This window comes from Allohoeflea poritis (assembly GCF_027889715.1).
Taxonomy (GTDB): Bacteria; Pseudomonadota; Alphaproteobacteria; order Rhizobiales; family Rhizobiaceae; genus Hoeflea_A; species Hoeflea_A poritis.
In genome coordinates, this window is sequence record NZ_JAPJZH010000002.1 from 22,618 (window position 1) to 49,558 (window position 26,941).

A 26,941-nucleotide genomic window follows, 5' to 3' on the forward strand; every position below is an offset into this window, starting at 1 on the left:
ATCACGCCGCGTCGTGAAAGATCAGGCCGAGCACATGCCTCCTGCCGGACTTCACCCGGCTGACGCCGTGGCGCATGCGCACACGGTAGACGCCGCGTTTGCCCTCGACCGGTCGCTCGTTGACAGCGAAGATGACGGCTTCGCCCTGCCCCGGCGACACGACCTCGGCGCGTGACTGCATGCGCGGACGCTGTTCCGTCAGAACGAACTCGCCGCCGCTGAACGCCGACGCCGGGTCGGACAACAGGATCGCCACCTGCAGCGGAAAGACATGCTCGCCATAAAGATCCTGGTGCAGGCAATTATAGTCGCCTTCGTCGTAGCGCAGCAGCAGCGGTGTCGGCCGCGCCTGTGCCGCGCCATGGCATCGGCTTAAGAACGCTGCGTGCTCCGGCGGAAACCGCACCGATCCACCGGTCAGTTCCTGCCATTTGTTGGCGACAGGAACCAGTTGGCGATAAAAAGCAGTGCGCATCTCTTCAATTGCCGTGGGCAGCGGATAATCGAAATATTTGTACTCGCCGCGCCCGAAACTGTGCTTTGCCATGACAATTCGGCTTCGAAAAAACGCGTCATCGTCGTAAAGCGCGTGCAGTCCGCCGCACTTCTCCGGCGCAAGTATCGGCCCTGTCGTCGCAAATCCGCGCGCGTGAATATCAGCGCGGATCCGCGTCCAGTCCAGTGCATCGACAGCGTCGGCAAAGTCACGGACACTGGCCCGTTGCGCCGGGGCGCTCACTGGCCGGCCTCCCGCTCGAGCAGTGCCCTTTTTCGCTCCACGCCCCAGCGGTAGCCGGAAAGCGCCCCGTCGGTACGAACCACCCGATGGCAAGGTACGGCAACGGCGATACGGTTGGCGCCGCAGGCCTGTGCGACAGCACGCACGGCACTGGGTTTGCCTATTTCGCGCGCGATTTCGGCATAGGAAACCGTTTGCCCCGCCGGTATCGTTCGCAGCGCTTCCCACACTCTTTGCTGGAAGGCCGTGCCGCGAATGTCGAGCGGCAGGCCGAAATCCGTGTCCGGATCCTCGACAAAGGCAATGACAGAAGCTGCAACCGCCTCAAACTCGGTATCGCCGCCAATCAACTCGGCTTTCGGAAAGCGGTCTTGAAGCTGGCGCACGAGCTGTTCCGGCTCGTCGCCGAAATCGATTGCGCACACGCCCCGTTCCGTCGCGGCAATGAGGATGGATCCCAGAGAGCATTCGCCGACGGCGAATTTGATCTCGGTGCCGCGGCCGCCGTCACGGAACTGGGTCGGACGCATGCCCAACCGCTTGCCGGCCTCCTCGTAAAACCGGCTGCTTGCGTTATAGCCGGCGTCGTAGATGGCGCCGGTGACCGATCCGCCCCTTGCAAGTTCGCCGCGAACGCGGGCTGCGCGGCAGGCAGCGGCGTACGCCTTCGGCGTCACGCCGGTGACGTCCTTGAATATCCGATGGAAGTAAAAGCGGCTGATGCCGGCGTCGTTTGCCAGCTCGTCGAGGCTCGGCGGCTCCTCGGCGGCCTCGATTGCCCGGCAGGCGGCGGCGACCATTTCGGCGCGGCCTTGCTCCGGGCTGCTTTCGTTCGGCTTGCAGCGCTTGCAGGCCCTGAAACCCGCCGCCTCGGCATCGCGTGCGTTGTCGAAGAACGTCACGTTCTTGCGAAGAGCCGCACGCGAACTGCAGGACGGGCGGCAATATATGCCGGTGGTTTTGACGGCGAACACAAAATGGCCGTCAGCGTCTTTGTCGCGAGCCTGGACTGCATTCCAGCACGCATCTTCTGTCCATCTGTCTTCGCTCATGTCAACGATCTCCAGAGACATCGTCATACTCCTGTATTGTCAAGTTAGATCATCATGACCGCGACATTAAGGGTGGCCGCCAAGAGCCGCACTCCGTCCCTTGCTCTGTAATTCGGCTACTCTATTTGTGATCGCACGCGCGCTGCGGCTCATGCGATCGTGAACTGCGGCTTGCGGAAAATCGTGTAAGGTAGCGCCAACCAACAACCGCCAGAGGGATACCGATGAAAGGTGTAACAATTTCAACCGCCCTGTTGCTGACGGCAGGGCTCATGCTGACGACACCCGTTTATGCGGCCGGCAGTGGCGGCGGGTCCTCCTCGGACAACGCCTGCAACGCGGGTTGGGTGTGGGACAAGGCAAAGAGGAAATGCGTCAGGCAGTCCTCTGAAGTGGATCAGGAAAGCCTTTACGAGGCCGGCAGAAGCCTGGCCCATGCCGGGCGTTACCAGGAAGCCATCGACGTCCTGAAGCTTGCCTCGGCCGATGACAAGCGCGTGCTCAACTATCTCGGTTTTGCCACCCGTAAACTCGGCCGCGTCGATGACGGCCTCGTCTATTACCAGGCGGCGCTGGCCATCGATCCGGAATACACGCTTGTGCGCGAATACATGGGCGAAGCGCTGCTGCAGAAGGGCGACCTTGCCGGCGCTTTGGAACAGCTTGCCGAGATCCGGCGGATCTGCAACGGGCGCGGATGCAGCGAATATGCGGAACTTTCCGGCCAGATCGCCGACTACATCAACAGCAAGGACAGCTGATCCGGTCTATTGTGAAATCGGTAAACCGGGCGCCGGCGACGGCGCCCGGTTTATTTTTGGCTGCCGGCCCGCAATTGCAATTGCAGATGCCAGCGAATAACAACGGGCCAGCAAGATACGTTTGAAAGGTTTGCCCGATGTCCGACATGCCCGCCGCCGAGCTGTTTCCGCTGGCGGAAGACCATACGCCTTACCGCAAGATCAGTTCTGATTTCGTTTCGGTCGACACCTTCAAGGGCCAGGAAATACTGACCGTGGAACCGGAGGGCATCCGGCTGCTCGCCGAGGCCGCATTCGCGGACATCAACCACCTGCTGCGCCCCGCGCACCTCAAGCAACTGGCAAAAATCCTTGAGGATCCGGAGGCGACCGACAATGATCGCTTTGTGGCCTACGACCTCATGAAAAACGCCAATATCGCGGCCGGCGGCGTCCTGCCGATGTGTCAGGACACCGGAACCGCCATTGTCATGGGCAAGAAGGGCCGGCGTGTTTGGACCGAAGGCGGCGACAAGAGTGCATTGGCCAAAGGCGTTCTCGACGCATATGAGAAGAAGAATCTGCGCTATTCGCAGCTTGCGCCGATTGCCATGTTCGAGGAGAAGAACACCCGCAACAACCTGCCCGCTCAGATCGATATCTATGAAGAGGGCGAGGACGCTTACAAATTCCTGTTCATCGCCAAGGGCGGCGGGTCGGCCAACAAGACGTTCCTTTACCAGGGCACGCCGTCGCTGCTGACCCATGAGCGCATTGTCGCGTTCTTGAAGGAGAAGATCCTGACCCTGGGCACGGCCGCCTGCCCGCCCTACCACCTGGCCATTGTCATCGGCGGAACATCAGCTGAAATGAACCTCAAGACGGTCAAGCTGGCATCGACCAAATATCTCGACGACCTGCCGACCGAGGGCTCGGAACAGGGTCACGCGTTCCGCGACCTCGAAATGGAGGCGGAGGTCCACAAACTGACGCAGCAGATGGGCATCGGCGCGCAATTTGGCGGCAAGTATTTCTGCCATGATGTACGGGTGATCCGCCTGCCCCGACACGGCGCCTCATTGCCAATCGGGCTCGGCGTTTCCTGTTCGGCCGACCGGCAGGCAAAGGGCAAGATCACCAGCGACGGAATATTCCTGGAGGCACTGGAGACCAATCCGGCCAAATACATGCCGGATATCGATGCATCGGCACTGACCGATGACGTCCTGCATATAGACCTGAACAAGCCGATGGAGGAAACGCTCAGGGAACTGTCAAAGTACCCTGTAAAAACACGCCTTTCTTTGAATGGCACCATCATTGTCGCGCGCGACCTTGCCCATTCCAAAATCCGCGAGAGGCTCGAAAACGGCGAAGAAATGCCGGACTATTTCAAGGATCATCCGATCTACTACGCAGGGCCGGCCAAGACGCCGAAAGGCTTCGCCTCGGGTTCCTTCGGGCCGACGACGGCGGGCCGCATGGACAGCTATGTCGACCAGTTTCAGTCCTTCGGCGGCTCGAAGGTGATGCTTGCGAAAGGCAATCGCTCGCGCGCGGTGCGGGAGGCATGCGCCCGCCATGGCGGATTTTATCTTGGCTCGATCGGCGGCCCCGCAGCAAGGCTTGCCCAGGACTGCATCAAGAAAGTCGAAGTCGTCGAATATCCTGAGCTGGGAATGGAGGCGATCTGGAGGATCGAGGTCGAGGATTTTCCCGCCTTCATCGTCATTGACGACAAGGGCAACGATTTCTTCAAGGAATTCGATCTGGAATGACGGAACGGGCGCTGCCGCAACCGCTGAAAAAGGCCTTCTTGCGCCAAAAGCAGGCTTGCGACAGCCTCGGTTCCGCCTTCACGGCGCTCTTGTGCGGTACAATCGCGGAACGGGGCCTGCCGGAATCGCGTGCGTTCCAGGCCCTTTCCGATTGGCCCGGTGATCCTTCTGCGAACGGCGATTCGGTACCGCTGCGATTGTGCGGGGCGTTGCACGAACTTGTCCTGAGCAGCAGGGATGCGTCACTGGCACAGCTCTATCCGCCGAATCATGCCGACATAGACGCCGCGAACCTGCACAGCGCGGTTCGCGCGGCCATAAAGCGTCACGACGAATGGATATGCGAGCGCTTGCGCAATGCCCCGCAAACCAACGAAATACGGCGCGCCGCGGCGATCTACGCCGCGCTGTTGCACATTGGCGCCATCGCTGCACGGCCAGTCGTGCTTTCCGAACTCGGCTCCAGCGCGGGGCTGAACCTGTTGCTCGACGACTTCAGCTACCGCTTCGCCGGCAGGCAGTACGGTATGCCGGGATCAATTGTCCATCTTGAACCGGACTGGTCCGGGCCGCCTCCGCCCGCCGCCGACATATCCATCGCCGAAAGGCGCGGCTGCGACCTCAGGCCGTTCGACCTGACCGACGATACGGACCGGCTGCGCCTGTTGTCCTATGTCTGGGCCGACCAGACCGACCGGATCGACCGTCTGCGCGCCGCACTGGCGTTACAGGAAAAGCGGTCCATGTCCGTCGACGCGGCCGATGCCGTCGAATGGCTGGACGCGCGGTTACGCGAGCCGATGGACGGTCACGCACATGTCGTTTTCCACACCATCGCCTGGCAATATTTGCCGGAAAGCCGCCGCCGCAGGGGCCAGAGCCTTATCGAAGCGGCAGGGGCACGTGCCACGCCCGATGCACCGCTTTACCGGGTCGGCCTGGAGGCGGATGGCCGCTCTCCCGGCGCGGCGCTGACCCTGCAAGGCTGGCCGGGCGGTATCGAACGCGAACTGGCGAGAGTCGATTTTCATGGTCGCTGGATTCAATGGGACAAGGACAGTCACTCAATATTACGCAACGAAATATAAACGCTTGCACGTTTTACTGGGTTTTACTGAATTGTTGACGTTCCTTCACAAATCTTTTGTAAAGTAACGTCTGGTTGTTGTTTTGGTCATCGGGGGGCGACTGATCCATGAAATCCATAGCGATCGCCGCATTGGCGGCACTTGTTACTCTGAATCCTTTGGGCGCAACGGCACTCGCCGAACGCAGTCCGGAGCGCAAGACGCTTCTGCAGATTCTGTTTCCGCCGTCACCGAACTACCAGAAGGGCAAGTATCGGTCCGACAAGTCGCCGATTCCGCGCAGGGTGGTCCGGTTCAAGGAGAATTTTCCTGAAGGCACGATCATTATCGATACGTCGGAACGCCGGCTCTACCATGTCATGGGCAATGGCAGGGCGATGAAATACGGTATTGGCGTCGGCCGCGACGGTTTCACCTGGCAGGGCAAGAACCGCATCAGCCGAAAGGCAGAGTGGCCGGGCTGGACACCACCGGAAGTGATGCGCCGCCGCGAAGCCGCCAAGGGCCGCATCCTGCCGAAATATATGAAGGGCGGGCCTAACAATCCGCTTGGCGCGCGCGCGCTTTACATCGGATCGACCATCTACCGTATCCACGGCACCAACCAGCCCTGGACCATCGGCAAGGCCATGTCGTCCGGCTGCATCCGTATGGCCAATGACGATGTGCGCCATCTTTACGAACGTGTGGGTATCGGCACGCGCGTCGTCGTGCGCAACTAGGGCAATTCCGAGTTAGACTGGATCGTTTGACCGGTCCGGAAAGACCTTGATCTTGTTGCCGGCAGGTTCCGGCAACTACCACAGCGTCTTTTGAGCGCGGCCGTTCCATGCATCGTCATAAGACTTGCCGCCAACGCGCCCGGAAGACATCGCTCCCAGGATTTCACCCGGCGTCGGGAGCGTGTCCGGATCGGCATGGTTCTCCGGATTCCACAGGTCAGAGCGAACAATCGCCCGCGCGCACTGGAAGTAGATCTCCTGAACGGTAATGACCATGACGCTGCGCGGCGCTTTGCCCTTGACGGCAAAACGATCGAGCAGTTCAGGATCGATGCTGATGACCGCCCTTCCATTGACCCGCAGCGCATTGCCCGATCCGGGCACCAGGAACATCAGGGCAACCCGGGGGTCGCGCACCACGTTACGCAGGGAATCGACCCGGTTGTTGCCGCGCCGGTCGGGCAGGTAAAGCGTCCGCCCATCGCCGATCGTGACGAAGCCGCGCAGATCGCCGCGCGGCGAGCAGTCGAGCCCTTCCGGACCAACGGTCGCAAGCGCACAGAACGGCGAAGCGGCGATGATGCGCGCATAGTGATCGGTCACATGGTCGGCGACCTTTGCAAGTGAAGCCTCGCCGGCCTCGCCATAGATGGCTTCCAGTTGCGCGACGGTGCGTATGACTGTCATGAGCCGACTGCTCCTTGCTGACGGCCGAGCGCGAACCGCAGCGTGGCGTTTCAACCGATCACGCTGCCCTCGCCTTGCCCTTGCGGCCGGAAAACCGGACAACCGCCTGCAAAACACCCGGCGCTTTGAGAATACGGCGGTGACCATATCCTTCGGCCCACAGAACTTCAACATGAGAGCCGGCGGTAGCGAAGGCCGTGGCGCTGTCGGCAGTGACCTCCCGGTCGTCCGGATCGTGAATGACCAGCGTGGGCGTTCCAAGCCTGGCCAGTTGCAGCGTCCCGACAAAGGAACTCAAGGGATGTCCGGTCAACTCTTCGACACGGTCATAGAGGCTGCGGCGGCTTACCGCGCCAAGCCCAAGCCGGTCGGCGAACCAGGCGAACACGGCAGGCAGGGAATTCGGCGCGGAAACAAGCACCAGTTTTTCAGGTTTTTTCGGCGGAAAACCCTCGACCGAACCGACGGCGGCGTTCAGCACCACCGCGCCGCCGAATGAATGGCCGAGCATCATCGTGAACGGACCGTACTGCCGCCAGGCGGCATCGACCGCCTCGACAGCCATTGCCATGTTCAAGGTCCGCCCGCTGGAGCCGCCATGACCCGGCAGGTCGATGGCGACAACCGCCTTACCGCAATTCTGCAGCGCGTGCACAATGTCCAGCATGTACTCCGAGCGCGATCCCCAACCATGTGCGATGAGCACGGTCTGCGGTGATTCATTGGCCAGCGCCGGGAAATACCATGTCGCGATCGAGCCTCCATGGATGGGAAGGACCAAACGCCGGGCGGTGTCCATTGCAGGCTTCGCCAGGTCGAGCGCTCGTCGGGCCCTGTTGTTGCCCGGCCGGCGCGACGGCGTAAGGCTGAAAAGCCGGAAGGCCGCGCGTCCCGCCGTTTTCGGAGCAATTCGTCCTGTGATATCAAAGCCGAAGTGGATGACCTTTTGAATGATTGATGTCATAGTCGGAATCCATGGGTAAGTTCAATCATGAACAATATTGTACAACTATGAACAAAAATCAAGCGCTGCCGTGGGACAATCCGCGTTTCAAGAACTGGATCGCCGTCGCAAGGGCAAGCCAGTTGATCCACCAGAAGCTGGCAAGGGCGCTCGCCCCATTGGACATAAAGGTTCCGCACCTGGATATCCTTGCCAATCTCTACCGGTTCGAAGGCATCTCGCAGCAGGATCTTGCCCATAAGCTGCTGGTCGGCCGCTCGAATATCAGCATGCTTTTGCCGCAGATCGAAAAACGCGGCCTGATTGAGCGGCGCAAGGATGAAAGCGACAAACGCGTGCTGCGGCTTTATCTGACGGACAAGGGACGCGAAATCACGTTGAAGGCGCTGGCGATAGAACTGGAACTCATCGAGCATTCCATGTCGACCACCAGCACGGACGACTGCAATTTCGTCGGCGAAGTGATGAGCCGCATGATTCGCCAGATGGAAAGCTGGGAGATGGAACGGGAACCACAGGAAGGATAGTCCGTTTCTCGGTCAGAGCCGGCGCCCTATCGCGGCATCTCCGCTCGGTCGCGGCTCATGCCCTTGGCTTCCAGTTCGGCCAGGTAGCCCGCCCAGTGATTGTCGAAGTCCCGCCCCAGCTCGGAAAGATAGGTCCAGGTGTAAAGGCCCGTATTGTGCCCATCATCGAAGATGATCCGCGCCGCGTAGTGTCCCACGGGCTCGACGCCCGTGATCTTCACATTCCGTTTTCCCGGCACTGTCACGCGCTGCTCCGGTGAATGCCCCTGAACCTCCGCCGATGGCGACAGCACCCGCAGCGCCTCGGCGGGAAACGCGTAACTCATGGTTTCGCCAAAGGCGACGGTGAATGTCTGCCGGTCCTGGGAAACCCGCAGCTCGGTGGGACGTGGGGATGCCGCTTCCGCCATGATCAAATCCGGTTTGTTGTGGCACAACCTGTTGCTTTGTCGGCACAGAGCACAATCTGGCCAGGATTGTCCAGATGCAGCCGCAATGACGATACCCGGATTTCAGCGGCTTGCCGAGCCGCAACCAGGATTGGTTTGGGGACACGGCAGGCGTTTTGCGCCTTGACGAAGGCGTCCCGGGGCGCAACATATCAGGCTTTCAAGGTGCGGCAGCACGGCAAATTGGCATCAAAGGTGTATTCAGTGACAGGACGGACCTCCAACACGACCGCGGATTTGACCGGAAACGGACCGTCACAGCCGCCGATGATCGATCCTTTCGGACGCGCGATCAGCTATTTGCGGGTTTCGGTTACGGACCGCTGTGATTTCCGTTGCACCTACTGCATGGCCGAGAACATGACGTTCCTGCCCAAGAAGGACCTTCTGACGCTTGAAGAGCTGGACCGGCTTTGCACCGTTTTTGCGGAAAAAGGCGTGCGGCGGCTTCGACTGACCGGCGGCGAGCCGCTGGTGCGCAAGAACATCATGCACTTCATTCGCGGACTATCGAGACATCTGGACTCCGGCCTGCTTGACGAGGTCACGATCACGACCAACGGATCGCAGCTCGCCCGTGTCGCGGAGGAACTGGTGGACTGCGGCGTGCGCCGCATCAATGTCTCGCTCGACACGCTCGATGCCGACAAATTTCGCCACATCACGCGCTGGGGCAATCTTGACCGCGTTCAGGCGGGAATAGACGCCGCCAGAAAAGCCGGTCTCAAGCTCAAGATCAACACGGTCGCGCTCAAGGGTTTCAACGACGCCGAAATTCCCGAAATCCTGCGCTGGGCACACGGTCTCGGCATGGACATGACGGTCATCGAAACCATGCCCATGGGCGAGATCGACGAGGATCGCACAGATAACTATCTGCCGCTCTCGCTGCTGCGGGCACAACTCGCCAAACAATTCACCATGAACGAGATCGACTATAAAACCGGCGGACCGGCGCGTTATGTCGAAGTGGCCGAGACCGGCGGTCGCCTGGGCTTCATCACGCCGATGACCCACAATTTCTGCGAAAGCTGCAATCGCGTGCGGCTCACCTGCACCGGTACCCTCTATATGTGCCTCGGACAGGACGATGCCGCCGATCTGCGTGCGCCGCTGCGCGCATCCGAAGGCAACGCGCTGCTGTCCCAAGCCATTGACGAGGCCATCCTGCGCAAGCCCAAGGGGCACGACTTCGTCATCGACCGACGCAGCAACAAACCGGCCGTCGCCCGCCACATGAGCGTGACCGGCGGCTGACAATGCGGGTGATCGAACGTAACCCGGGCAGATCAATCCCGGCCTGATGCTGCAATCGACCAACATGCGTGGCGCGCTCTACATGGCGCTCGCAATGGCCGGCTATGTCTTCAACGATGCGCTGATGAAGCGCCTGTCCGAAAATATGAGCATGGGTCAGGCGATTTTCCTGCGCAGCATCGTCGCCTCGCTGCTGATATTTGTGATTGCCTGGCGCAGCAATGCCCTGAGACCGCTTAAGACGATCCTCAAACCCATGCCGCTGCTGCGCACGGCGAGCGAGGCGCTGGCGACGGTCCTGTTTCTCACGGCGCTTGCCCGCATTCCGCTGGCCAACGCCGCCGCTATCCTTCAGGCCCTGCCGCTGGCCGTAACTGTCGGCGCGGCGCTGTTTTTGAAAGAACCGGTCGGCTGGCGCCGTTGGTTGGCGACCCTGATCGGCTTCGTCGGCGTTGTTCTTGTCATCCGCCCCGGTTTGTCCGGTTACAGTGTTTATTCGCTGCTGGTGGTCGGCGCGGTGATCTGCGCGGCATCGCGCGATCTGGCGACCCGCCGGATGAACAAGGATATTCCGTCTCTGTTTCTTTCCGTCCTGACGGCCCCCGTCATCGCGGTGACGGGTCTTTTCATGTGGATCGCCAGCGGAACCGTTGCGCCAGTCGAAACGGCAAGCTTCGTGGAAATACTCGGAGCCGCCATTTTTGTACTGGTCGGTTACCAGTTCATCGTGCTTGCCACCCGTCACGGCGACATCGCTTTCATCGTCCCTTTCCGTTACACCGGCCTGCTTTGGTCAATACTTCTCGGTATACTGTTTTTCTCAGAATTTCCGGACGGACTGACCATCGCCGGAAGCGCCATCATTGTCATGACCGGCCTCTATACCCTATACCGGGAACGTCGTACGCGGCTGCGAAGCGAGTCGGTGTCGCAACTTGAAGAAGCGACCTAGACGCGATCCGCAACCGAACCCCGGGAAAATCCTCGGTTCAGCATTTATCGAATCCGGTCATCGGCTTGCTTTCGATTCGGAAAAGGAAACGCATTGTGAACAAGGACAGCATATTTCTGGACCGACACACCGCACCGCATATCACCACCCTGGTGATCATGACGGGCGCCGGCGCGTTGAACCTGAATATCCTGTTGCCGTCCCTGCCCGGTATCGCAAGCGAGTTCGGCGTCAGCTATTCCTACGCACAATTGTTGATATCCGCCTATCTTGGCGCCACCGCCTTCATGCAGCTCATCATCGGCCCGCTGTCCGACCGCTTCGGACGCCGCCCGGTTCTGCTGGGCAGCATGTGGATTTTCATTGCCGCCACGCTGCTTTGCATGGTGGCGCCCAACTTCCAGGTTCTTTTGATCGGGCGCCTGATACAGACCGCCGTCGTATCCGGGCTGGTGCTGTCGCGCGCCGTCGTCCGGGACATGGTGGGAACCGACGAGGCCGCCAGCCTTTTCGGCTACATTACCATGGGCATGGCACTGGTTCCGATGGTCGGCCCCCTGATCGGCGGAATACTTGAAGAGATCTACGGATGGCGGGCCTCCATGGGCCTGGCGCTGGCTTTCGGCGTGTTCGTGCTGGGCCTTGTCTGGCTTGACCTGGGCGAGACGAACCAGAACAGGTCCACCAGTTTCGGCGCGCAATTCAGGGCCTATCCGGAACTGATCCGCTCGCGGCGCTTCTGGGGATATGCCCTTTCCGCCGCGTTCACATCCGGTTCGTTCTTCGCCTTTCTCGGCGGCGCGCCTTATGTTTCGGTGCAGTTCCTCGGCCTCAGCCCATCCGAGCTGGGCCTGTATTTCGCACTGACGGCAATCGGCTATATCGTCGGCAACTTCATCTCAGGCCGCTATACCCACCGCTTCGGCATCAACAACATGATGCTCAATGGCAATATCGTTACCGGCCTCGGCATGATCGGATCGATCCTGACCCTTGCGCTGGGGGTCACACACCCGATGGCTTTTTTCGGTTACATGCTGTTTGTCGGTATAGGAAACGGCATCAGCCTTCCCAGCGCCAATGCCGGCATCGTCAGCGTAAGGCCGCACCTGGCGGGATCGGCCGCAGGGCTGGGCGGCGCGCTGATGATCGGCGGCGGCGCGGCGCTCTCGGTGCTGTCCGGCTCGATGCTGTCTCCGCAGACCGGCCCCTATCCCCTGCTCTATATTATGCTTATATCGTCGATAGCGGGCGTCGTGACCGCGCTCTACGTGATCTATGTGGCGCGCAAGGTGGCGCTTGAGGCAGGTGAACCGGCCGGCGAGTAAGGGCATGGTGCAGGATCAGACAAAGCGCAAGAACGAATTGCTTCTGGGACCCGACCCGGGCGACGAACGGTTGTCGCGCCAGGTCGGCGGCATCGATCAGGACGGCAACGCCGTCCGCACCCGTGTGGTGACCGAAAAGCCGCTGACGCTGTATCTCAATCGCCAGGAAATCGTCACCATGATGACCATCGGCGATTACCCCGATCTCCTGGCGGTCGGCTATCTTCTGAACCAGAACATGCTGGCCCCCGACGACGAGATCACCGGCATCGACTATGATGATGAGCTCGACGTGGTCGTTGTGCGCACCGGGCGCGAAACCGACTTCGAGGACAAGCTGCAAAAGAAGGTGCGCACGTCCGGCTGCGCCCAGGGCACCGTCTTCGGCGATGTCATGGAGGGCTTCGGCTCGATCGCGCTCAGCCGGAACGCCGTCCTGCATACATCGTGGCTCTACACCCTGACAAAGGCGATCAACACCGCCCCGTCGCTCTACCTGGAGGCCGGCGCCATCCATGGCTGTGTGCTTTGCGAAAAGGACCGGCCGCTGGTCTACATGGAGGATGTCGGCCGCCACAATGCCGTCGACAAGATCGCCGGCTGGATGTTCATGAACGGCGTCGAGGCGCACGACAAGATCTTCTACACCACCGGCAGGCTGACATCGGAGATGGTGATCAAGACCGCCATGATGGGCATACCGATCCTGATATCCCGTTCGGGCTTCACCGCCTGGGGCGTGGACCTTGCCCGCCAGGTCGGCCTGACGCTCATCGGACGCGCACGCGGCAAGCGGTTCGTCGCGCTTTCGGGCGAAAAACGCATCGTGTTCGACATGGATCCTTCGAGCGTGGCCGACGAAGACGCCAAACATGCCCGCAAGGGCGGCAGGTCGCGATGACCGCGCAAACCGGACCGATTGTCGGCTGCATACTTGCGGGCGGTCTTTCGCGCAGGATGGGCGGCGGCGACAAGGCGCTGCTGCCGCTCGGCGGAACGTCGATGCTTGAACGTGTCGCGGCGCGGCTGCGCCCGCAGGTGGACGAACTCGTCCTCAACGCCAATGGCGATCCCGCCCGCTTTGCCGGGCTCGGCCTGCCCGTGATCGCCGATGAAATCGAAGGGTTCGCCGGGCCGCTCGCCGGCGTCTGCGCCGGCATGGGATGGGCAACCGGGAATGTGCCGACCTGCACCCACATTGTCACCGCCGCCGCCGACACGCCGTTTTTCCCGGCCGACCTCGTCGCGCGCCTGACATCCGGTCCGAATTTGGCACCCGATACGATCGTCATGGCCACGTCCGACGGCAACCGACATCCTGTCTTTGCCCTTTGGCCGGTGGCGCTGCGCGACGATCTGGCCGCTTGGCTCGGCCGGTCGCAGACCTTTAAGGTGATGGCCTGGGCCGGCGCGCATGATCTGCGGATGGTGAATTTTCCGCTTCTCGAGACGGCAGACGGCCCGCTTGATCCGTTTTTCAATGCCAACACGCCCGAAGATTTCGCAATGGCCGAGAAATTTCTGGACATAATCGAGGGGCGGCAAAGGACGGGAGAGCCTAGGTGACCCAGCGGGTTTTCGGCATCACCGGCTGGAAGAACTCCGGCAAGACGAGCCTGACGGTCCGCCTGATCGAGGAACTGACAGGCCGCGGCCACCGCGTTTCGACGGTCAAGCATGCCCACCATGCATTCGATATCGACCATGAGGGCACGGACAGCCACCGCCACCGCACGGCCGGAGCGACAGAAGTTGCCGTCGTATCGGGCAAGCGCTGGGCGCTCATGCACGAACTGCGCGACGAGGACGAGCCGGATCTGGCAAATGTGCTGGCGCGTCTCACGCCCTGCGATCTCGTTCTCATCGAAGGCTACAAGACCCGGAAACACCCGAAACTCGAAGCGCGGCGGCGCGAGGCCAAGAGCCATGATGCGCTCTCGGACAAGGACCCGACAATCGTCGCGATCGCGTCGGACTATCCGGTCGAAGATGCCGCAATCCCGGTCTTCGACCTCGACGATACCGTGGCGGTCGCCGATTTCATCGAACGCCATGTGGGGCTGGCGCAATGACCGGAACGCCGCATCTGATCGACGATTGTTTCCTTCACGACAAGGGCCGCATGCGCCATGACGACGTCGTGGCGCTGATCACATCCCGCCTTGGCCCTGTGGTCGGCATTTCAAGCGTGCGCCTCGATAACCTGTCGGGCCGGCTGCTTGCCGAAGGTGTCGAAGCGCCACGAAACGTTCCCCTGCACGACAACAGCGCCGTCGACGGCTACGCCTTTGCCCATGGCGACTATGCGGCCGACAACACGATGACCATCGGCCCGCGCATTGCCGCTGGAGACCGCCCGCCCGCCCCGCTTGCCGGCGGCGCGGCAGCGCGTATCTTCACCGGCGCTGTCATGCCGCCGAATGCCGACACGGTCGCCATGCAGGAAGATTGCACGGTCTCCGACGACGGCATGTCCGTCACGATCCCCGCCGGGCTGCGCCCGGGCGCCAACCGGCGCCTTGCCGGAGAGGACGTCAAGGCCGGCGACCGGTTGCTTGTGCCTGGTCAGCGACTGCGTCCTCAGGATATCGCCGCCCTCGCCTCGCTCGGAAAATCCGAGATTGGCGTTTTCGACAAGCTTCGCGTGGCCATCGTTTCCACGGGCAACGAACTGGTCGAACCCGGAAGCGTAGCCGTGCTCAACGAAGGCCAGGTATTCGATACCAACCGCCACATGCTTGCCGCCCTTTGCCGCGACCTGCCGGTCGCGACAACAGATCTCGGTATCCTCGAAGACGATGAGGCCGCCATCTCAGCCGCGCTCTCCAAGGCGGCCGCCGATCACAACGTCATTCTGACCACCGGCGGCGCATCGCGCGGCGAAGAGGATCATATCGTGCGCACCATCGACCGGCTCGGCAAGCGCCATCTGTGGCAGATCGCCATCAAGCCGGGCCGCCCGATGTCGTTCGGCCAGATCGGCGACTGCGTTTTTCTCGGACTGCCGGGAAATCCTGTCGCCGCCTTCGTGTGTTTCCTGCTCTATTGCTGCCCCGCCCTCCGGTTGCTGGGCGGCGGCACGTATCGGGAGCCGCGGCGTTACGCGCTGCCCGCCGGCTTCGCGATCAAGTCAAAGAAACCCGACCGCCGTGAATTCCAGCGCGGCTGGCTGGAAACGGACGACAAGGGCAATACGGTGGTGCAGAAATATCCGCGTGACGGCTCCGGCCTCATTTCCGGTCTGCGCAGCGCCGGCGGACTCATTGAACTGGGTGAGGATATCCGCGCCGTGAAGCCCGGAGATCCCGTCAACTACATTCCATTTTCCGAATTCGGGATCACCACGGGGTGAAAACTGATTTGCCCCGGTAGCGGCATGCGCGGCGCAAACCACCGCAGATTGGCGCTTTGACAGCGACATTTTGCGCAATAACGGGGCCTTAGCTCTCAATTTTGCTGTTGCAATTTGTTCAAAAACAGTGGGAATATCGCCGCCTGAGCGGGGCACAGGGGACCCGCAACAATGTGCCGCCAACATCAACGAACAAGGCACGATATCAGGAAGGATAAACATGCGTATTTCCAAGTACCTTACTCTTGCAGCCTCCGCGGCCGCACTGGCCTTGACGGTCGGTATCGCGCAGGCCGACAACCACATCAAGTCAATCAAGATCGGTACCGAAGGCGCTTACCCGCCATTCAACAATCTGACCTCGGACGGCAAGCTGGAAGGCTTCGACATCGACATCGCCAACGCGCTTTGCGAACAAATGAAGGTCGAGTGCGAATTCGTCACCAATGACTGGGACGGCATGATCCCGTCTCTGATCGCCGGCAAGTTCGACGCCATCATCGCCTCCATGTCCATCACGGAGGAGCGCATGGAAAAGGTCGACTTCTCCGACAAGTACTACAACACGCCGCCGGCCATCGCGGTGCCGAAGGATTCCGACATCACCGACGCCTCCGACGCCGGCCTGAAGGGCAAGGTGCTTGGCGCCCAGAGCTCGACCACGCACTCCAACTATGCCGAGGAAAAACTTCCGTCGGTGGAACTGCGCCTCTATCCGACACCGGATGAGTACAAGCTCGACATTGCCAGCGGCCGTGTCGATGCCGTCATTGACGACGTCGTTGTGCTTTCGGACTGGCTGAAGACCGACGATGGCGCCTGCTGCAAGATTCTCGACACGCTGACGCCCGATCCGGTGATCAACGGCCCGGGCGCCGGCATCGCGATCCGCAAGGGCGAGGACGAACTGCGCGAGATGTTCAGCGAGGCGATTATCGCCATCCGCGAAAACGGAAAATACAAGGAAATCAACGACAAATACTTCGAATTTGACGTTTATGGCGAGTGATCGCCGGCCTTGTTTGATATGACAGGAAACGGCGGGATCATTCCCGCCGTTTTTTTTATAAAGGGGAAGACGCGGCCCAGACCGTGAAAACAAAAAATGGAACAGACCTTAACGCTGCTGAGCTTCGGCCCTGACGGCTGGGGTGACCAGATCGCTTCCGGCGTTCTTGTCACCGTCGGCCTTGCCCTGGCGACTTTGCCGCTCGGTCTCGTCGTCGGTTTCCTGCTGGCGCTCGCCAAGCAGAGCGACGAGAAGGCCCTGAAGATGGCCGCCGAAATCTACACCACCATTTTTCGCGGCCTTCCGGAGCTGTTGACCCTGTTCCTGGTCTATTTCGGACTTCAGATCGGCATCAGGGAGGCAGTGTCGGCTCTCGGCTTCGAAACGCAGATCGAGATCAACTCGTTCCTTGCCGGCATGATCGCATTGGGTGTCGTCTTCTCCGCCTTTGCCAGCGAGGTATTCCTGTCTGCATTCCGGGCCATCCCCGCCGGTCAGTACGAGGGCGGCTACGCGCTTGGTCTGGGCAAGGTCCAGACCATGATCAAGATCATCCTGCCGCAGCTTATCCGCATTGCCCTGCCCGGCCTTGGCAATCTGTGGATGATCCTGCTCAAGGAAACCGCACTCGTCTCGGTCATCGGGCTTCCGGATATTCTTCGCCAGGCCGGGATCGCCGCGCGGGTCAGCAAGGAGGCGTTCCTGTTCTTCGGCACGGCCTGCCTGCTTTTCCTGGTGCTTGCCATCCTGTCGTCCTTCGTTATTCGCGCAATCGAACGCAGCGTCGAGCGGTCGGAGGTGCGGGTATGAGCGTTGCAAAACAGTTGATCGAGGCACAGGCCCCGCCGCCCATACCGGCGCGCCCGTGGACGACCGCGCGCATTTCCGGCCTTGCCGCCATGGCGCTCTGGCTGCTGGTCGGCGTCGGCATCATCCTTTACCTGTTCGCCGAATGGGATCCCGAAAAGATCGATCGTTACGCGCCGCGATATTTTTCAGGATTGTGGGTGACCATTACGCTCGTTGGCATTTCCATTGTTCTGGGAGCCATCGCGTCGATCCCGGTGACGGCCGGCCGCATGTCGCAAAACCGCTGGTTTTCCGGTCCCGCCTATTGCTACGTCTACTTCTTCCGCGGAACGCCGCTGATCGCGCAGCTCTTCCTGATCTATTACGGTCTCGGCGAGTTCCGCCCGCAACTGCAGGCAATGGGCCTGTGGGGTTTCTTCCGCGATCCGTGGAATTGCGCGATCCTCGCCTTCACGCTGAACACCGCCGCCTATCAGGCCGAGATCCTGCGCGGGGCGCTGCAGAGCGTTCCGAGAGGCCAGTTCGAAGGCGCGCGGGCGCTGGGGCTGTCGCGATTGCAGACCTATCGCAAGATCATCCTGCCGCAGGCGATGATCGTTGCTCTCCGCCCCTACGGCAACGAGATCATTCTGATGATCAAGGGATCGGCCATCGTCGCCATCATCACGGTCTTCGACCTGTTCGGTGAGACGCGGCGCGCCTATTCGCGCACCTTCGATTTCCAGACCTATATCTGGGCGGCGATCTTCTACCTCATCATCGTCGAGGCGCTGCGCAACCTCTGGAACGTTCTGGAAAACCGCCTGACCCGGCACCTGAAGCGCTGACGGGCTTTCTATCCCGGCGTCAATTGCCATGTGCCGACGACATTGGGCTCGTAAAGCGCCGGATCCGCCGGGATGGTGATGCCTTCAACATTCGACCACGGCACCGCAAAGTCGCGATAGTGTCTGGAGAACGGGTTTCCGGACTGTCCTGTCGTCTGGATATAGGTCGACAGGTCGAGATCGGCGAAATCGTAGATGCCACGGAAGCTCGACCCGCTGGCATTGATGAACGGCGTCTCCGGGTTTTCCAGCCGCGTCCTGCCACGATCCAGCGTGAACGGGCCGCCGGCGCTGTCCACCTTGACATCGAAAAACGCATTCAGCATCGGAACCCGTGAAAACGGCGAATGGGCACCAGCCGATTTATGCGCCTCGCCCCAGTTCCAAGCATCGCGGTCCGCACCGTAGCGTTCCTTGAGGTCTGCAATCGCGCGGTCGAGACCGGCAGCGAGGATATCCGCGCAGCTTTCCTTTTCCGACGTCCTGCCGTCGTCGCACCAGTCGCGCCGCGTTTTGCCGTCGAGCAGGTTGAGCATCACATCGCCCCGCGCCTTGAACCACGGATCGAACGCCGGTCCGAGATCGTCGCTGTAGATGCCGATCATACTTTCGCGCAGCCATGCCATGAAGATCAGCGGTGCATTGCTGTCCCGCACCATTTCGTAGTCCCACGATCTGAGAACGGCAATGGCGGCCACATCAACGCCGTCCCGCCCCTCTACCAACGCCAGCATCTTCGGCCCGAGTTCGGCGAATGCCAGGGACCGCACGTCCGCCTGCGCATCACGGCTCATGGCGAAGGTCTGTGGCGTCCGGTTGTCGACGATCAGTTCGTCCACCCGCTCCTGTCGCCAGGGCTCCTCCCAGTCCAGCGTCAGGAGATAAGGATAGTCGGGGCCGACAATCTTGGTGTTGGCTGTCCCGATAGCCCCGATTTCCGGATTGTTCTGCCGTGGCAGGCGCGAGAAGGGAATTGTGCCCTTCCAGTCATAGGTGGCATCCCAGCCCGGCACGGGCGCCCGCCCCATCACGGCGTTGCGCGGGTCCCGCACCGGTACCCTGCCCGGCGCGATCAGCCCTATATTGCCGGCGGCATCGGCAATCACCATCGACTGCATCGGGGTCACATAGCTCGACATCGCCGCCTGGAATTGCTCGACCGTTGTGGCGTCAAGAGCCTTGAGGCCGGCATTCATCGTCAGATCATCCGCCGCCAGCGCCACCCATTGCAGCGTGGCGACGGTGTTGTCCGGCAGATACTGACCGATACTGAGATAGCTGGGCGGCAGGACCGGACCGTGACGGGTCCAGCGGCGGGTAAAGACCTGCTCACCCCCGTCACGTATCTTGATCGTCTCCTGTTTGCTGCCGAAGGCCTGCCAACCATCCGGCGTCAGATATTCGTCCTCGTTGTCCGGATTGACCTTCTCGACAAAGATATCCTGGACGTCCGAGCCGGTATTGGTCAGCCCCCAGGCCAGCGTATCGCTGCGCCCGAGCAATACCAGCGGCGACCCCGGCGTCGTGGCACCGATGAAATTGCGCGCTCCATCGCCAGCCTCGAGCCGCAAATGCGCAAGATACCAGATGGAAGGCGCCGACAAGGACAAATGCGGATCGTTCGCCAGGATCGGCTTGCCGCTTTCCGTTCGCGATCCGGAGACAACCCAGTTGTTGGACGCGCCCTTGCGCGTTTGATCCTGCAGCGGCAGCAGGAAGGCATCGCGCTGATCGCCATCGCCGGAAACCTCCAAGGGACCGGATGCGAGTTCCAGCAACGCGGTCAGGTCCGGCAAGACAGGTGCATTGTCGCCCGGAAGCAGAGGCAGCAATTCGGCTATGTCCTCGGACGAATAGCCCAGCCGTGCGAAGGCCAGCCGCATCACCTCGTCGGATGCGTTTTTGCCGAGCGTCACGGACATCATCTTGAGCGCCGCGACCGTGTGCGCGGGCTGCCAGGGTTCCGGCGTATGGCCAAGAATGACGAACTCCGGCGGCAGCCTCGAGGCAAAAAAGCGCGCGTCCCGCGACATCCAGGCATTGATTCCGGCGGTATAAGCATCGACCGCCGCGCGGCTTTCATCCGACAACAGATCGTAGGATTGCTTCGCCGCGTCGAACAGGCCCATGCTGCGCAGCCAGATGTCGCTATCGACCGTCGCCTCGCCGAACAGCTCGGACAGACGGCCCTGCGCGGCGATGCGCACCACTTCCATCTGCCAGAGGCGGTCCTGCGCGTGCGCGAAACCGAGCCCCGTGAAGACATCGTTCATGCTCGCGCCGCTGATATGCGGCACGCCGTTCTCGTCGCGCGCTATGGTCACCGTTTCGGAAAGCGGCGTGACCTGCATGGTGCCCGAAACCGGCGGCAGCGAGCGCGCCATCCAGATGAAACCGGCACCGGCAGCCACGATGATCAGGGGAACCGCGACAAAAATAAACCGCACAAGGGCTTTGATGATCCGCCGCATTGATCTATTCCCTCCTGAAATGCACTCGAATGATCGGGCAGCACTTTGCAGAAGGGCGAATGATATGGCAACAGCGGCATTTATCGGACTGGGGGTTATGGGCTATCACATGGCCGGGCACCTGCGCACGCGCGGCGGCCACGAGGTCTGTGTCTATAACCGCACGGGTGCGAAAGCCGAAAAATGGGTGGCCGAATTTGGCGGCCGTTCCGCGAAAACGCCGCGCGAAGCCGCCGAGGGCGCCGAATTCGTCTTTGCCTGCGTCGGCAATGATGACGACTTGCGCTCCGTGACGACCGGTCCCGACGGCGCTTTTCACGGCATGGCACCGGGCGCAGTCTTTGTCGACAACACAACGGCCTCGGCTGAGGTCGCCCGCGAATTGGCCGAGGCCGCGTCACAAATGGGCTTCGGTTTTCTTGACGCCCCGATCTCCGGCGGCGAGGCCGGCGCACAAAACGGCGCCCTGACGGTGATGGTCGGCGGCAAGCCCGAGATCTTCGAAAAGGCGCGGCCGGTCATCGATTGCTATGCCAAGATGGTCGGGCTCATGGGCGATGTCGGCAGCGGCCAGCTCACCAAGATGGTCAACCAGATCTGCATTGCCGGCCTTGTCCAGGGCCTTTCGGAGGGCATCCATTTCGGCAAGGCCGCCGGGCTCGACATTGAAAAGGTCATCGATGTCATTTCCAAGGGTGCGGCGGGTTCCTGGCAGATGGAAAACCGCCACAAGACAATGAATGACGGTCACTATGAGCACGGCTTCGCCGTCGACTGGATGCGCAAGGACCTGGCAATCGTGCTTGAGGAAGCCCGCAACAACGGCGCCAGCCTTCCGGTGACGGCGCTGGTCGACCAGTTCTACCGCGAGATCCAGACAATGGGCGGCAACCGCTGGGACACATCCTCGCTGCTGGCGCGTCTGGAGCGCTGATTTGCGAGGCGGCGAACCGTCACCGGACTGGCGTTGCGATGACGTCGTGGACTGGCTTCGCGCCCACGCCTCGCCCGACGATATCGCCGGAATGGCTCGCTTCGGGATTGATACCGAACTTGCGCTCGGCATACGCAATGCCGAACTTCGGCCGCTCGCCCGCAAGATAAGGCGCAACCACGAGCGGGCCCTCGACCTTTGGCAGACCGGCATACGCGAGGCGCGCCTGCTCGCCTGTTTCAGCGACGAGCCGACAAAGGTAACGGTGGACCAGGCATGGGCATGGGTCGCCGAGTTCAACTCCTGGGAGGTCGTCGATCATGCGGCGGCGCTGTTCGTGGAAGCTGAGCTGCATGACGCAATAATCGAACCCTTCGCGGCCGACGAACGCGAATTCGTCCGCCGCGCCGGTTTTGCGACCATGGCCTGGGGCGCGGTGCATCTGAAGAAGCATCCGGACAGTGTCATGCTGGCCTGGCTGCCGCTCATCGAACGCCATGCGAAGGATCAGCGGAACTTCGTCAAGAAAGCCGTCAACTGGGCACTGCGCCAGATCGGAAAGCGCTCGCTCGGACTTCACGAACCGGCTCTGGCGCTGGCGGAAAAACTGGCGGCAAGCGACGACCGGACGGAGCGATGGATCGGCAAGGATGCCGTCAAGGAACTCACCGCACCGAAAACGTTCGACCGGCTCGCAGCGAAAGCGAAGAAGGCGTGACGCTTTGGCGTGGACCTACGCCGGTTCCGAGGCCCGGCTTCCGTCGATCACCATATAGTCGAGCGGAAGTTCCGTCGTGTATTTGATCTGCTCCATGGCAAAGGACGACGAGACGTCCCGGATCTCGATCTTCTTGATCAGCCGCTGGTAGAAGGCGTCATAGGCGGCGATATCCGGCACCACCACGCGCAGCAGATAATCGACCTCGCCGCTCATCCGGTAGAATTCGACCACTTCCGGAAACTGCGTGATGACCTCCGAAAACCGCATCAGCCATTCATGCGAATGCGAATTGGTGCGGATCGCCACAAAGACGGTGACATTGGCGTTGATCTTGGACTGGTCGAGCAGCGCCACCCTGCGGCGGATCACGCCTTCTTCTTCCAGTTTCTGAATGCGCCGCCAGCATGGTGTGGTGGACAGGCCGACCTTCTTGGCGATATCGGCCACCGCCAAAGTCGAATCTTCCTGCAAAAGCCGCAGTATCTTTCGGTCAAGCCGGTCCATCCCGGTTCTCCTTGTTGCACGCCGTCACGGTCGCCTGTGTTCACAGGCTTTTGCCAGAACCGGACACGCGTTGACGGAACATATTTTTACATACGCTCTAAATCGCATGAATTTTCGGAAATTCAATCCCCAAATAGAAAAATGGTAAAACTATTTTCTATTTTTCCGACTTTCTCGGAGCATCCAACATCAGTTTTTCAAGATTGCAGCTATGTCGCTGCGCAGTTCCGGCAACAGATCGCGTTCGAACCAGGGATTTTTCTTCAGCCATGCGTTGTTGCGCCATGACGGATGCGGCAGCGCGTAGACCCGGTAAGGACGGGCCCGGTCGCGTATCTGTTGCCAGTTGGCGACCGTCAGCGTCAGCGATTTTTCACGAAAATTTCCCAGGTGATAGGCATGCGCATACTGGCCGATGACCAGCGCCAGCCGGATCTCCTTCAAGGTCTCGACAACCCGGTCGTGCCAGATCTCGCGGCATTCCCGGCGCGGCGGCAGGTCGCCGCCCTTCTCATCGAGGCCCGGAAAACAAAAGCCCATGGGAACAATGGCAACGCGCCGCGAATCGTAAAATGTCTCGTGATCGATGCCCATCCAGTCCCGCAACCGGTCGCCGGATGGATCGGTGAACGGCACGCCGCTCGCATGAACACGCGTCCCCGGCGCCTGTCCGGCGATCAGAATCCCCGCCGAACGGGTTGCAGCGATGACGGGCCTCGGTTCGTGAGGCAGGGTTTTCCCGTATTTCGGCGCGTCCCGGCAGATCCGGCATCGCCTGATCTCGCCGAGAAGTTCATCGAGTTTGCTCGCCATATCGCACAGCTCAGGCCGATGCGCTGGGCCTGGAGGACACGGTCTCGTACCAGCGCATGAGGTTTTCAAGATGAACCGGGCGCTCGATTCGCGCCGGTTTCAGCATGTCCATACCCATCATCGCCGTTATGTCGGCGATGGTGTACCGATCGCCAGCGATAAACTCGCGAGACTTCAGCTCCTCGTTTAAAAGTTCCATCGCTTTCAATGCCTTGGGCCGATTAGCTTCACCAAATTCTTTGATCTGCGGCACTTCCCACTCAACCATGGCCGGATGGGTATGCCGAAAGGCCTGGGCGACGAAATAGGAGAAATTGAGCTCGACCCGGCGATTCCACATCTCGACCTGCGCCTTGTCCAGCGCATTCGTGCCCATCAGCGGCGGATCGGGATGCAATTCCTCGAAATAACGGCAGATGGCCACGGTTTCTGTCAAAACCGTGCCGTCATCAAGAACAAGAACAGGCAGCCGCTGAAACGGGTTGAGTGCCGTGATTTCGGGCGAACGGTGGCCAAACGCCGTCATATCGACGGACTTCATGGGAACTTCAATTCCCTTTTCCGCCAGAAATATGCGCACCCGGCGCGGATTGGGTGCCCGTCCTCCATCGTATAACAGCATCAAATTCTCCAGTTTTCCGTGGTTTTGGCCGTTCTTTGCCGGTGATTGATTTCATTTAATGAATAGCGCTTCTGGGCCTTGTTGGAAGGTTCTTTTTAATCATTCGCGCCTAAGGTCCGAACCATTGGTAATTGTTCCTAGTGGTATGAGTTCGGAAAAGAAGAGCGCAGACAAAAACATCGTCGACCGGTCGCGCGTCCACCGCAACCCCGAAACAATACGTGCAGTCAGGACCACTCGGGACCGTCTGCAGTCTGACGGGAAGCATGGCGCGCACTACGATCGCGAGCTCATGGCGATGTATATCAGTTCGGCTGTGCAGGGCGCGGCCGCCATGCCTGTGCTTGTTCTCCTGACGGCCGGCATCTGCATCACCTTCTTCCATGGGCAAAATGTACTGACCTGGACGGTGGCCGCGCTGTTCGGATACGCACTGCAGGCCTTGCTTGCCCGCCACGCATCGCGGCAGGAACTGACAGCCGAATATGCGCGACGCCTCGAGCTCCAGTTCACCGCGACCCACGCGCTGACCGGGCTGGGTTGGGCCATCTTCGCGCTCCAGCCCTGCGTCGATTGCACCGGCCTGGATTTTGCCTTTTTCAAGGGCCTCGCCCTGCTGATCGCCATGGCCGTGACCGCCATGTCGAGCTTTACGCTCCAGCGGCTGCCCATGTTGGTGTTCTCGACGCCGATCCTGATGTTCTATCTGGCCGGTTCACCACCCAACAGCCCGTTCGAGATATCCATCCTTGCAATGCTGCTCGGTTCGCTGGTCTTCTTCATCTTCGTATCGGGACGGCTATACAACGCCAATCTGAGCATGCTGGCGGTCCAGGCGGAGAAGGACTGGCTCATCGCGGAACTCGAACTGGCGAATTCGACATCGGATGAGGCCCGCCGCCGCGCCGAGGAGGCCAATCTCGCCAAATCGCGCTTCCTTGCCTCCATGAGCCACGAACTGCGTACGCCGCTCAACGCCATTCTGGGCTTCTCCGAGGTCATGAAGAATGAGGTCCTCGGACCGTTGGAGAACGAGACCTACCGCGAATATGTCAGCGATATCCATCGCTCCGGCGACCATCTTTTGCGGCTGATCAACGAAATCCTGGACCTGTCGCGCATCGAGGCGGGACGTTATTCGCTCAATGAAGAGCCGGTGAGCATGCGCAATATCGCTGAAGACTGTATTGCCATGGTCGAGTTGAAGGCGAAGAACAAGAACATCACGATCGCATCTCAGTTCGAACGCGTGTTGCCGCTCGTCTGGGCCGATGAACGCTCGATACGCCAGGTTATCCTCAACCTGCTGTCGAATGCCGTGAAATTCACCCCGCCGAAGGGAACTGTCACGCTCAAGGTCGGCTGGACCGCGGGCGGCGGGCAATATGTCTCGATAAAGGACAACGGCCCCGGCATTCCGGAAGATGAAATCCCCGTTGTGCTTTCCGCATTCGGCCAGGGATCGATTGCCATCAAGAGCGCCGAACAGGGAACCGGCCTCGGTTTGCCGATCGTGCAGGCCATCCTCGCCGAGCACGGCGGCGAATTTGTCCTCAAGTCGAAACTGCGCGAGGGTACCGAGGCAACGGCTATCCTGCCCCGCGACCGCGTGCTGGTGGATGCGCCGAGCATCGAGACACCGGATCCTGAAAGGAATAAGCGTCGGTCCTTCGCCTAGGCTGTGATGACCACAACCTGGAACATGTATGCCCCAAGTCCGCTTGACAGTCCTGCGACTTGCATGACACACGCACAGCCAGTCTGGAGTGGTTGATGGTTCCCTTGCAAGAGCTGTTGTGGTTTGTCTCGGTGTTGGCGGTCGCCGGCGCTGTTGCCGGCTTCCTGGCCGGCATGTTCGGCATCGGCGGCGGGGCCATCCTCGTGCCGGTGCTCTATCAGGCCTTCACCCTGCTCGACACCGCCGATTCGGTACGCATGCATCTTTCGGTCGGAACGTCCCTGGCCGTCATCGTGCCCACTTCGATCAGCTCTTTTCGCGCCCATTACAAGCGAAAGGCCCCCGATCTTGCGCTGCTGAAAAGCTGGATCATACCCGTGCCGCTCGGTGTCATCGCCGCATCGGTCATTGCCGCCTGGGTATCCGGCTCCGTGCTTCGGATCATCTTCGCCGTCATCGCTGTCCTTGTCGGCCTGCGCATGATCTTCAACCGCGAAAGCTGGCGCCTGGGCACCGATCTGCCGAAAAACCCGCTCCGCGCCATATGCGGATTTTTCATAGGCCTTTTATCCGCACTGATGGGCGTTGGCGGCGGTGTGCTGAACAACACGTTCATGACCACCTTCGGGCGCACGGTCCATCAGGCCGTCGCGACCTCCTCGGGTGTCGGAATGCTGATTTCATTGCCGGGGCTGGTTGGCTATCTGTGGGCGGGATGGGGCAATACGGACCTGCCGATCTATTCGACCGGTTATGTCAACTGGATCGCCGTTGTTCTGACCATTCCGATTACGTTGTTTATGGCGCCGCTCGGCGCCGCGGCCGCGCACGGCCTCAAGAGCCGCCAACTAGAGACCGCATTCGGTGTTTTCATGCTGATTGTCGCGGGACGCTTTATCTGGAGTATCGTTTAGAAG

At 60.8% G+C, this 26,941-nt stretch carries 28 protein-coding genes; 19 read left to right on the forward strand and 9 right to left on the reverse strand.

The window, feature by feature from the left end; all coding sequences use genetic code 11:
• Position 1 precedes the first annotated feature (1 nt).
• Both OOZ53_RS03140 and ada read right to left on the reverse strand, forming a co-directional pair.
• Entirely contained in the window at positions 2-739 is a 738-nt protein-coding gene (locus tag OOZ53_RS03140) for a 2OG-Fe(II) oxygenase (protein WP_271087858.1), read from the reverse strand.
• Complete coding sequence (ada, locus tag OOZ53_RS03145) at positions 736-1,791, reverse strand: bifunctional DNA-binding transcriptional regulator/O6-methylguanine-DNA methyltransferase Ada (RefSeq protein WP_271087859.1); 1,056 nt, start codon at positions 1,789-1,791, stop codon at positions 736-738. Before ada ends, OOZ53_RS03140 begins: the two co-directional genes overlap by 4 nt.
• A 224-nt stretch (positions 1,792-2,015) precedes the next feature.
• Between ada and OOZ53_RS03150 the strand changes: the two genes are divergently transcribed.
• From OOZ53_RS03150 to OOZ53_RS03165, 4 genes are all read left to right on the forward strand, one after another.
• A complete protein-coding gene (locus OOZ53_RS03150; protein ID WP_271087860.1) occupies positions 2,016-2,552 on the forward strand; it encodes a tetratricopeptide repeat protein in 537 nt (178 codons plus the stop codon).
• Positions 2,553-2,689: 137 nt separating this feature from the next.
• Positions 2,690-4,309 (forward strand): fumarate hydratase, encoded by a 1,620-nt coding sequence (locus tag OOZ53_RS03155; protein ID WP_271087861.1) that lies wholly within the window; start codon positions 2,690-2,692, stop codon positions 4,307-4,309.
• The gene (locus OOZ53_RS03160; RefSeq protein WP_271087862.1) at positions 4,306-5,397 is read left to right on the forward strand and encodes a DUF2332 domain-containing protein; all 1,092 of its coding nucleotides are present in this window, start codon (positions 4,306-4,308) and stop codon (positions 5,395-5,397) included. The genes OOZ53_RS03155 and OOZ53_RS03160 overlap by 4 nt, the downstream gene beginning before the upstream one ends.
• 107 nt (positions 5,398-5,504) lie before the next feature.
• On the forward strand, positions 5,505-6,119 hold the full coding sequence (locus OOZ53_RS03165; protein ID WP_271087863.1) for a L,D-transpeptidase: 615 nt from the start codon (positions 5,505-5,507) through the stop codon (positions 6,117-6,119).
• A gap of 75 nt (positions 6,120-6,194) precedes the next feature.
• Here the strand turns inward: OOZ53_RS03165 and OOZ53_RS03170 are convergent, their stop codons facing one another.
• Entirely contained in the window at positions 6,195-6,806 is a 612-nt protein-coding gene (locus OOZ53_RS03170) for a pyridoxamine 5'-phosphate oxidase family protein (protein ID WP_271087864.1), read from the reverse strand.
• 58 nt (positions 6,807-6,864) lie between these two features.
• Entirely contained in the window at positions 6,865-7,770 is a 906-nt protein-coding gene (locus OOZ53_RS03175; protein ID WP_271087865.1) for an alpha/beta hydrolase, read from the reverse strand.
• Positions 7,771-7,817: 47 nt separating this feature from the next.
• Between OOZ53_RS03175 and OOZ53_RS03180 the strand changes: the two genes are divergently transcribed.
• Positions 7,818-8,297, forward strand: coding sequence for a MarR family winged helix-turn-helix transcriptional regulator (locus tag OOZ53_RS03180; RefSeq protein ID WP_271087866.1), 480 nt, complete (start codon positions 7,818-7,820; stop codon positions 8,295-8,297).
• A gap of 26 nt (positions 8,298-8,323) precedes the next feature.
• Here the strand turns inward: OOZ53_RS03180 and OOZ53_RS03185 are convergent, their stop codons facing one another.
• Positions 8,324-8,707 carry a gamma-butyrobetaine hydroxylase family protein gene (locus tag OOZ53_RS03185; RefSeq protein WP_271087867.1) on the reverse strand — a complete coding sequence of 128 codons (384 nt, stop codon included), beginning with the start codon at positions 8,705-8,707 and terminating at the stop codon, positions 8,324-8,326.
• Between the two features lie 306 nt (positions 8,708-9,013).
• On the opposite strand from OOZ53_RS03185, the gene moaA reads away from it, so the two are divergent.
• From moaA to OOZ53_RS03235, 10 genes are all read left to right on the forward strand, one after another.
• Entirely contained in the window at positions 9,014-10,003 is a 990-nt protein-coding gene (gene moaA / locus OOZ53_RS03190) for a GTP 3',8-cyclase MoaA (RefSeq protein ID WP_271088284.1), read from the forward strand.
• 46 nt (positions 10,004-10,049) lie between these two features.
• Positions 10,050-10,955: a DMT family transporter gene (locus tag OOZ53_RS03195; RefSeq protein WP_271087868.1), complete on the forward strand. Its 906-nt coding sequence runs from the start codon at positions 10,050-10,052 to the stop codon at positions 10,953-10,955.
• Between the two features lie 95 nt (positions 10,956-11,050).
• Positions 11,051-12,283 carry a multidrug effflux MFS transporter gene (locus OOZ53_RS03200; RefSeq protein ID WP_271087869.1) on the forward strand — a complete coding sequence of 411 codons (1,233 nt, stop codon included), beginning with the start codon at positions 11,051-11,053 and terminating at the stop codon, positions 12,281-12,283.
• Between the two features lie 4 nt (positions 12,284-12,287).
• On the forward strand, positions 12,288-13,184 hold the full coding sequence (gene fdhD / locus OOZ53_RS03205; protein WP_271087870.1) for a formate dehydrogenase accessory sulfurtransferase FdhD: 897 nt from the start codon (positions 12,288-12,290) through the stop codon (positions 13,182-13,184).
• Positions 13,181-13,849, forward strand: a complete 669-nt coding sequence (gene mobA, locus OOZ53_RS03210) for a molybdenum cofactor guanylyltransferase MobA (protein ID WP_271087871.1) — start codon at positions 13,181-13,183, stop codon at positions 13,847-13,849. Before fdhD ends, mobA begins: the two co-directional genes overlap by 4 nt.
• Positions 13,846-14,355 carry a molybdopterin-guanine dinucleotide biosynthesis protein B gene (mobB, locus tag OOZ53_RS03215; protein WP_271087872.1) on the forward strand — a complete coding sequence of 170 codons (510 nt, stop codon included), beginning with the start codon at positions 13,846-13,848 and terminating at the stop codon, positions 14,353-14,355. Before mobA ends, mobB begins: the two co-directional genes overlap by 4 nt.
• Entirely contained in the window at positions 14,352-15,635 is a 1,284-nt protein-coding gene (locus OOZ53_RS03220) for a molybdopterin molybdotransferase MoeA (protein ID WP_271087873.1), read from the forward strand. The genes mobB and OOZ53_RS03220 overlap by 4 nt, the downstream gene beginning before the upstream one ends.
• Before the next feature lie 220 nt (positions 15,636-15,855).
• Positions 15,856-16,644: an ABC transporter substrate-binding protein gene (locus OOZ53_RS03225; RefSeq protein ID WP_271087874.1), complete on the forward strand. Its 789-nt coding sequence runs from the start codon at positions 15,856-15,858 to the stop codon at positions 16,642-16,644.
• A gap of 96 nt (positions 16,645-16,740) precedes the next feature.
• Complete coding sequence (locus OOZ53_RS03230; RefSeq protein ID WP_271087875.1) at positions 16,741-17,454, forward strand: ABC transporter permease; 714 nt, start codon at positions 16,741-16,743, stop codon at positions 17,452-17,454.
• On the forward strand, positions 17,451-18,281 hold the full coding sequence (locus OOZ53_RS03235) for an ABC transporter permease (RefSeq protein WP_271087876.1): 831 nt from the start codon (positions 17,451-17,453) through the stop codon (positions 18,279-18,281). The genes OOZ53_RS03230 and OOZ53_RS03235 overlap by 4 nt, the downstream gene beginning before the upstream one ends.
• 8 nt (positions 18,282-18,289) lie before the next feature.
• Here OOZ53_RS03235 and OOZ53_RS03240 read toward each other — a convergent pair whose 3' ends face one another.
• Positions 18,290-20,752: a penicillin acylase family protein gene (locus OOZ53_RS03240; protein WP_271087877.1), complete on the reverse strand. Its 2,463-nt coding sequence runs from the start codon at positions 20,750-20,752 to the stop codon at positions 18,290-18,292.
• Between the two features lie 64 nt (positions 20,753-20,816).
• Between OOZ53_RS03240 and OOZ53_RS03245 the strand changes: the two genes are divergently transcribed.
• Together OOZ53_RS03245 and OOZ53_RS03250 are read left to right on the forward strand one after the other, a co-directional pair.
• A complete protein-coding gene (locus tag OOZ53_RS03245) occupies positions 20,817-21,686 on the forward strand; it encodes an NAD(P)-dependent oxidoreductase (RefSeq protein ID WP_271087878.1) in 870 nt (289 codons plus the stop codon).
• Between the two features lies 1 nt (position 21,687).
• Positions 21,688-22,404: a DNA alkylation repair protein gene (locus tag OOZ53_RS03250; protein ID WP_425499097.1), complete on the forward strand. Its 717-nt coding sequence runs from the start codon at positions 21,688-21,690 to the stop codon at positions 22,402-22,404.
• Positions 22,405-22,419: 15 nt separating this feature from the next.
• Here the strand turns inward: OOZ53_RS03250 and OOZ53_RS03255 are convergent, their stop codons facing one another.
• The 3 genes from OOZ53_RS03255 to OOZ53_RS03265 all read right to left on the reverse strand — a co-directional run bounded on the left by OOZ53_RS03255 (position 22,420) and on the right by OOZ53_RS03265 (position 24,346).
• Positions 22,420-22,911 carry an Lrp/AsnC family transcriptional regulator gene (locus OOZ53_RS03255; RefSeq protein WP_271087879.1) on the reverse strand — a complete coding sequence of 164 codons (492 nt, stop codon included), beginning with the start codon at positions 22,909-22,911 and terminating at the stop codon, positions 22,420-22,422.
• A gap of 189 nt (positions 22,912-23,100) precedes the next feature.
• Complete coding sequence (locus OOZ53_RS03260; RefSeq protein WP_271087880.1) at positions 23,101-23,724, reverse strand: uracil-DNA glycosylase family protein; 624 nt, start codon at positions 23,722-23,724, stop codon at positions 23,101-23,103.
• A gap of 10 nt (positions 23,725-23,734) precedes the next feature.
• Complete coding sequence (locus OOZ53_RS03265) at positions 23,735-24,346, reverse strand: glutathione S-transferase family protein (RefSeq protein ID WP_271087881.1); 612 nt, start codon at positions 24,344-24,346, stop codon at positions 23,735-23,737.
• Positions 24,347-24,491: 145 nt separating this feature from the next.
• On the opposite strand from OOZ53_RS03265, the gene OOZ53_RS03270 reads away from it, so the two are divergent.
• Complete coding sequence (locus tag OOZ53_RS03270) at positions 24,492-26,024, forward strand: sensor histidine kinase (protein ID WP_271087882.1); 1,533 nt, start codon at positions 24,492-24,494, stop codon at positions 26,022-26,024.
• Between the two features lie 95 nt (positions 26,025-26,119).
• Entirely contained in the window at positions 26,120-26,938 is an 819-nt protein-coding gene (locus tag OOZ53_RS03275) for a sulfite exporter TauE/SafE family protein (RefSeq protein WP_271087883.1), read from the forward strand.
• The last annotated feature ends 3 nt before the right edge of the window (positions 26,939-26,941 follow it).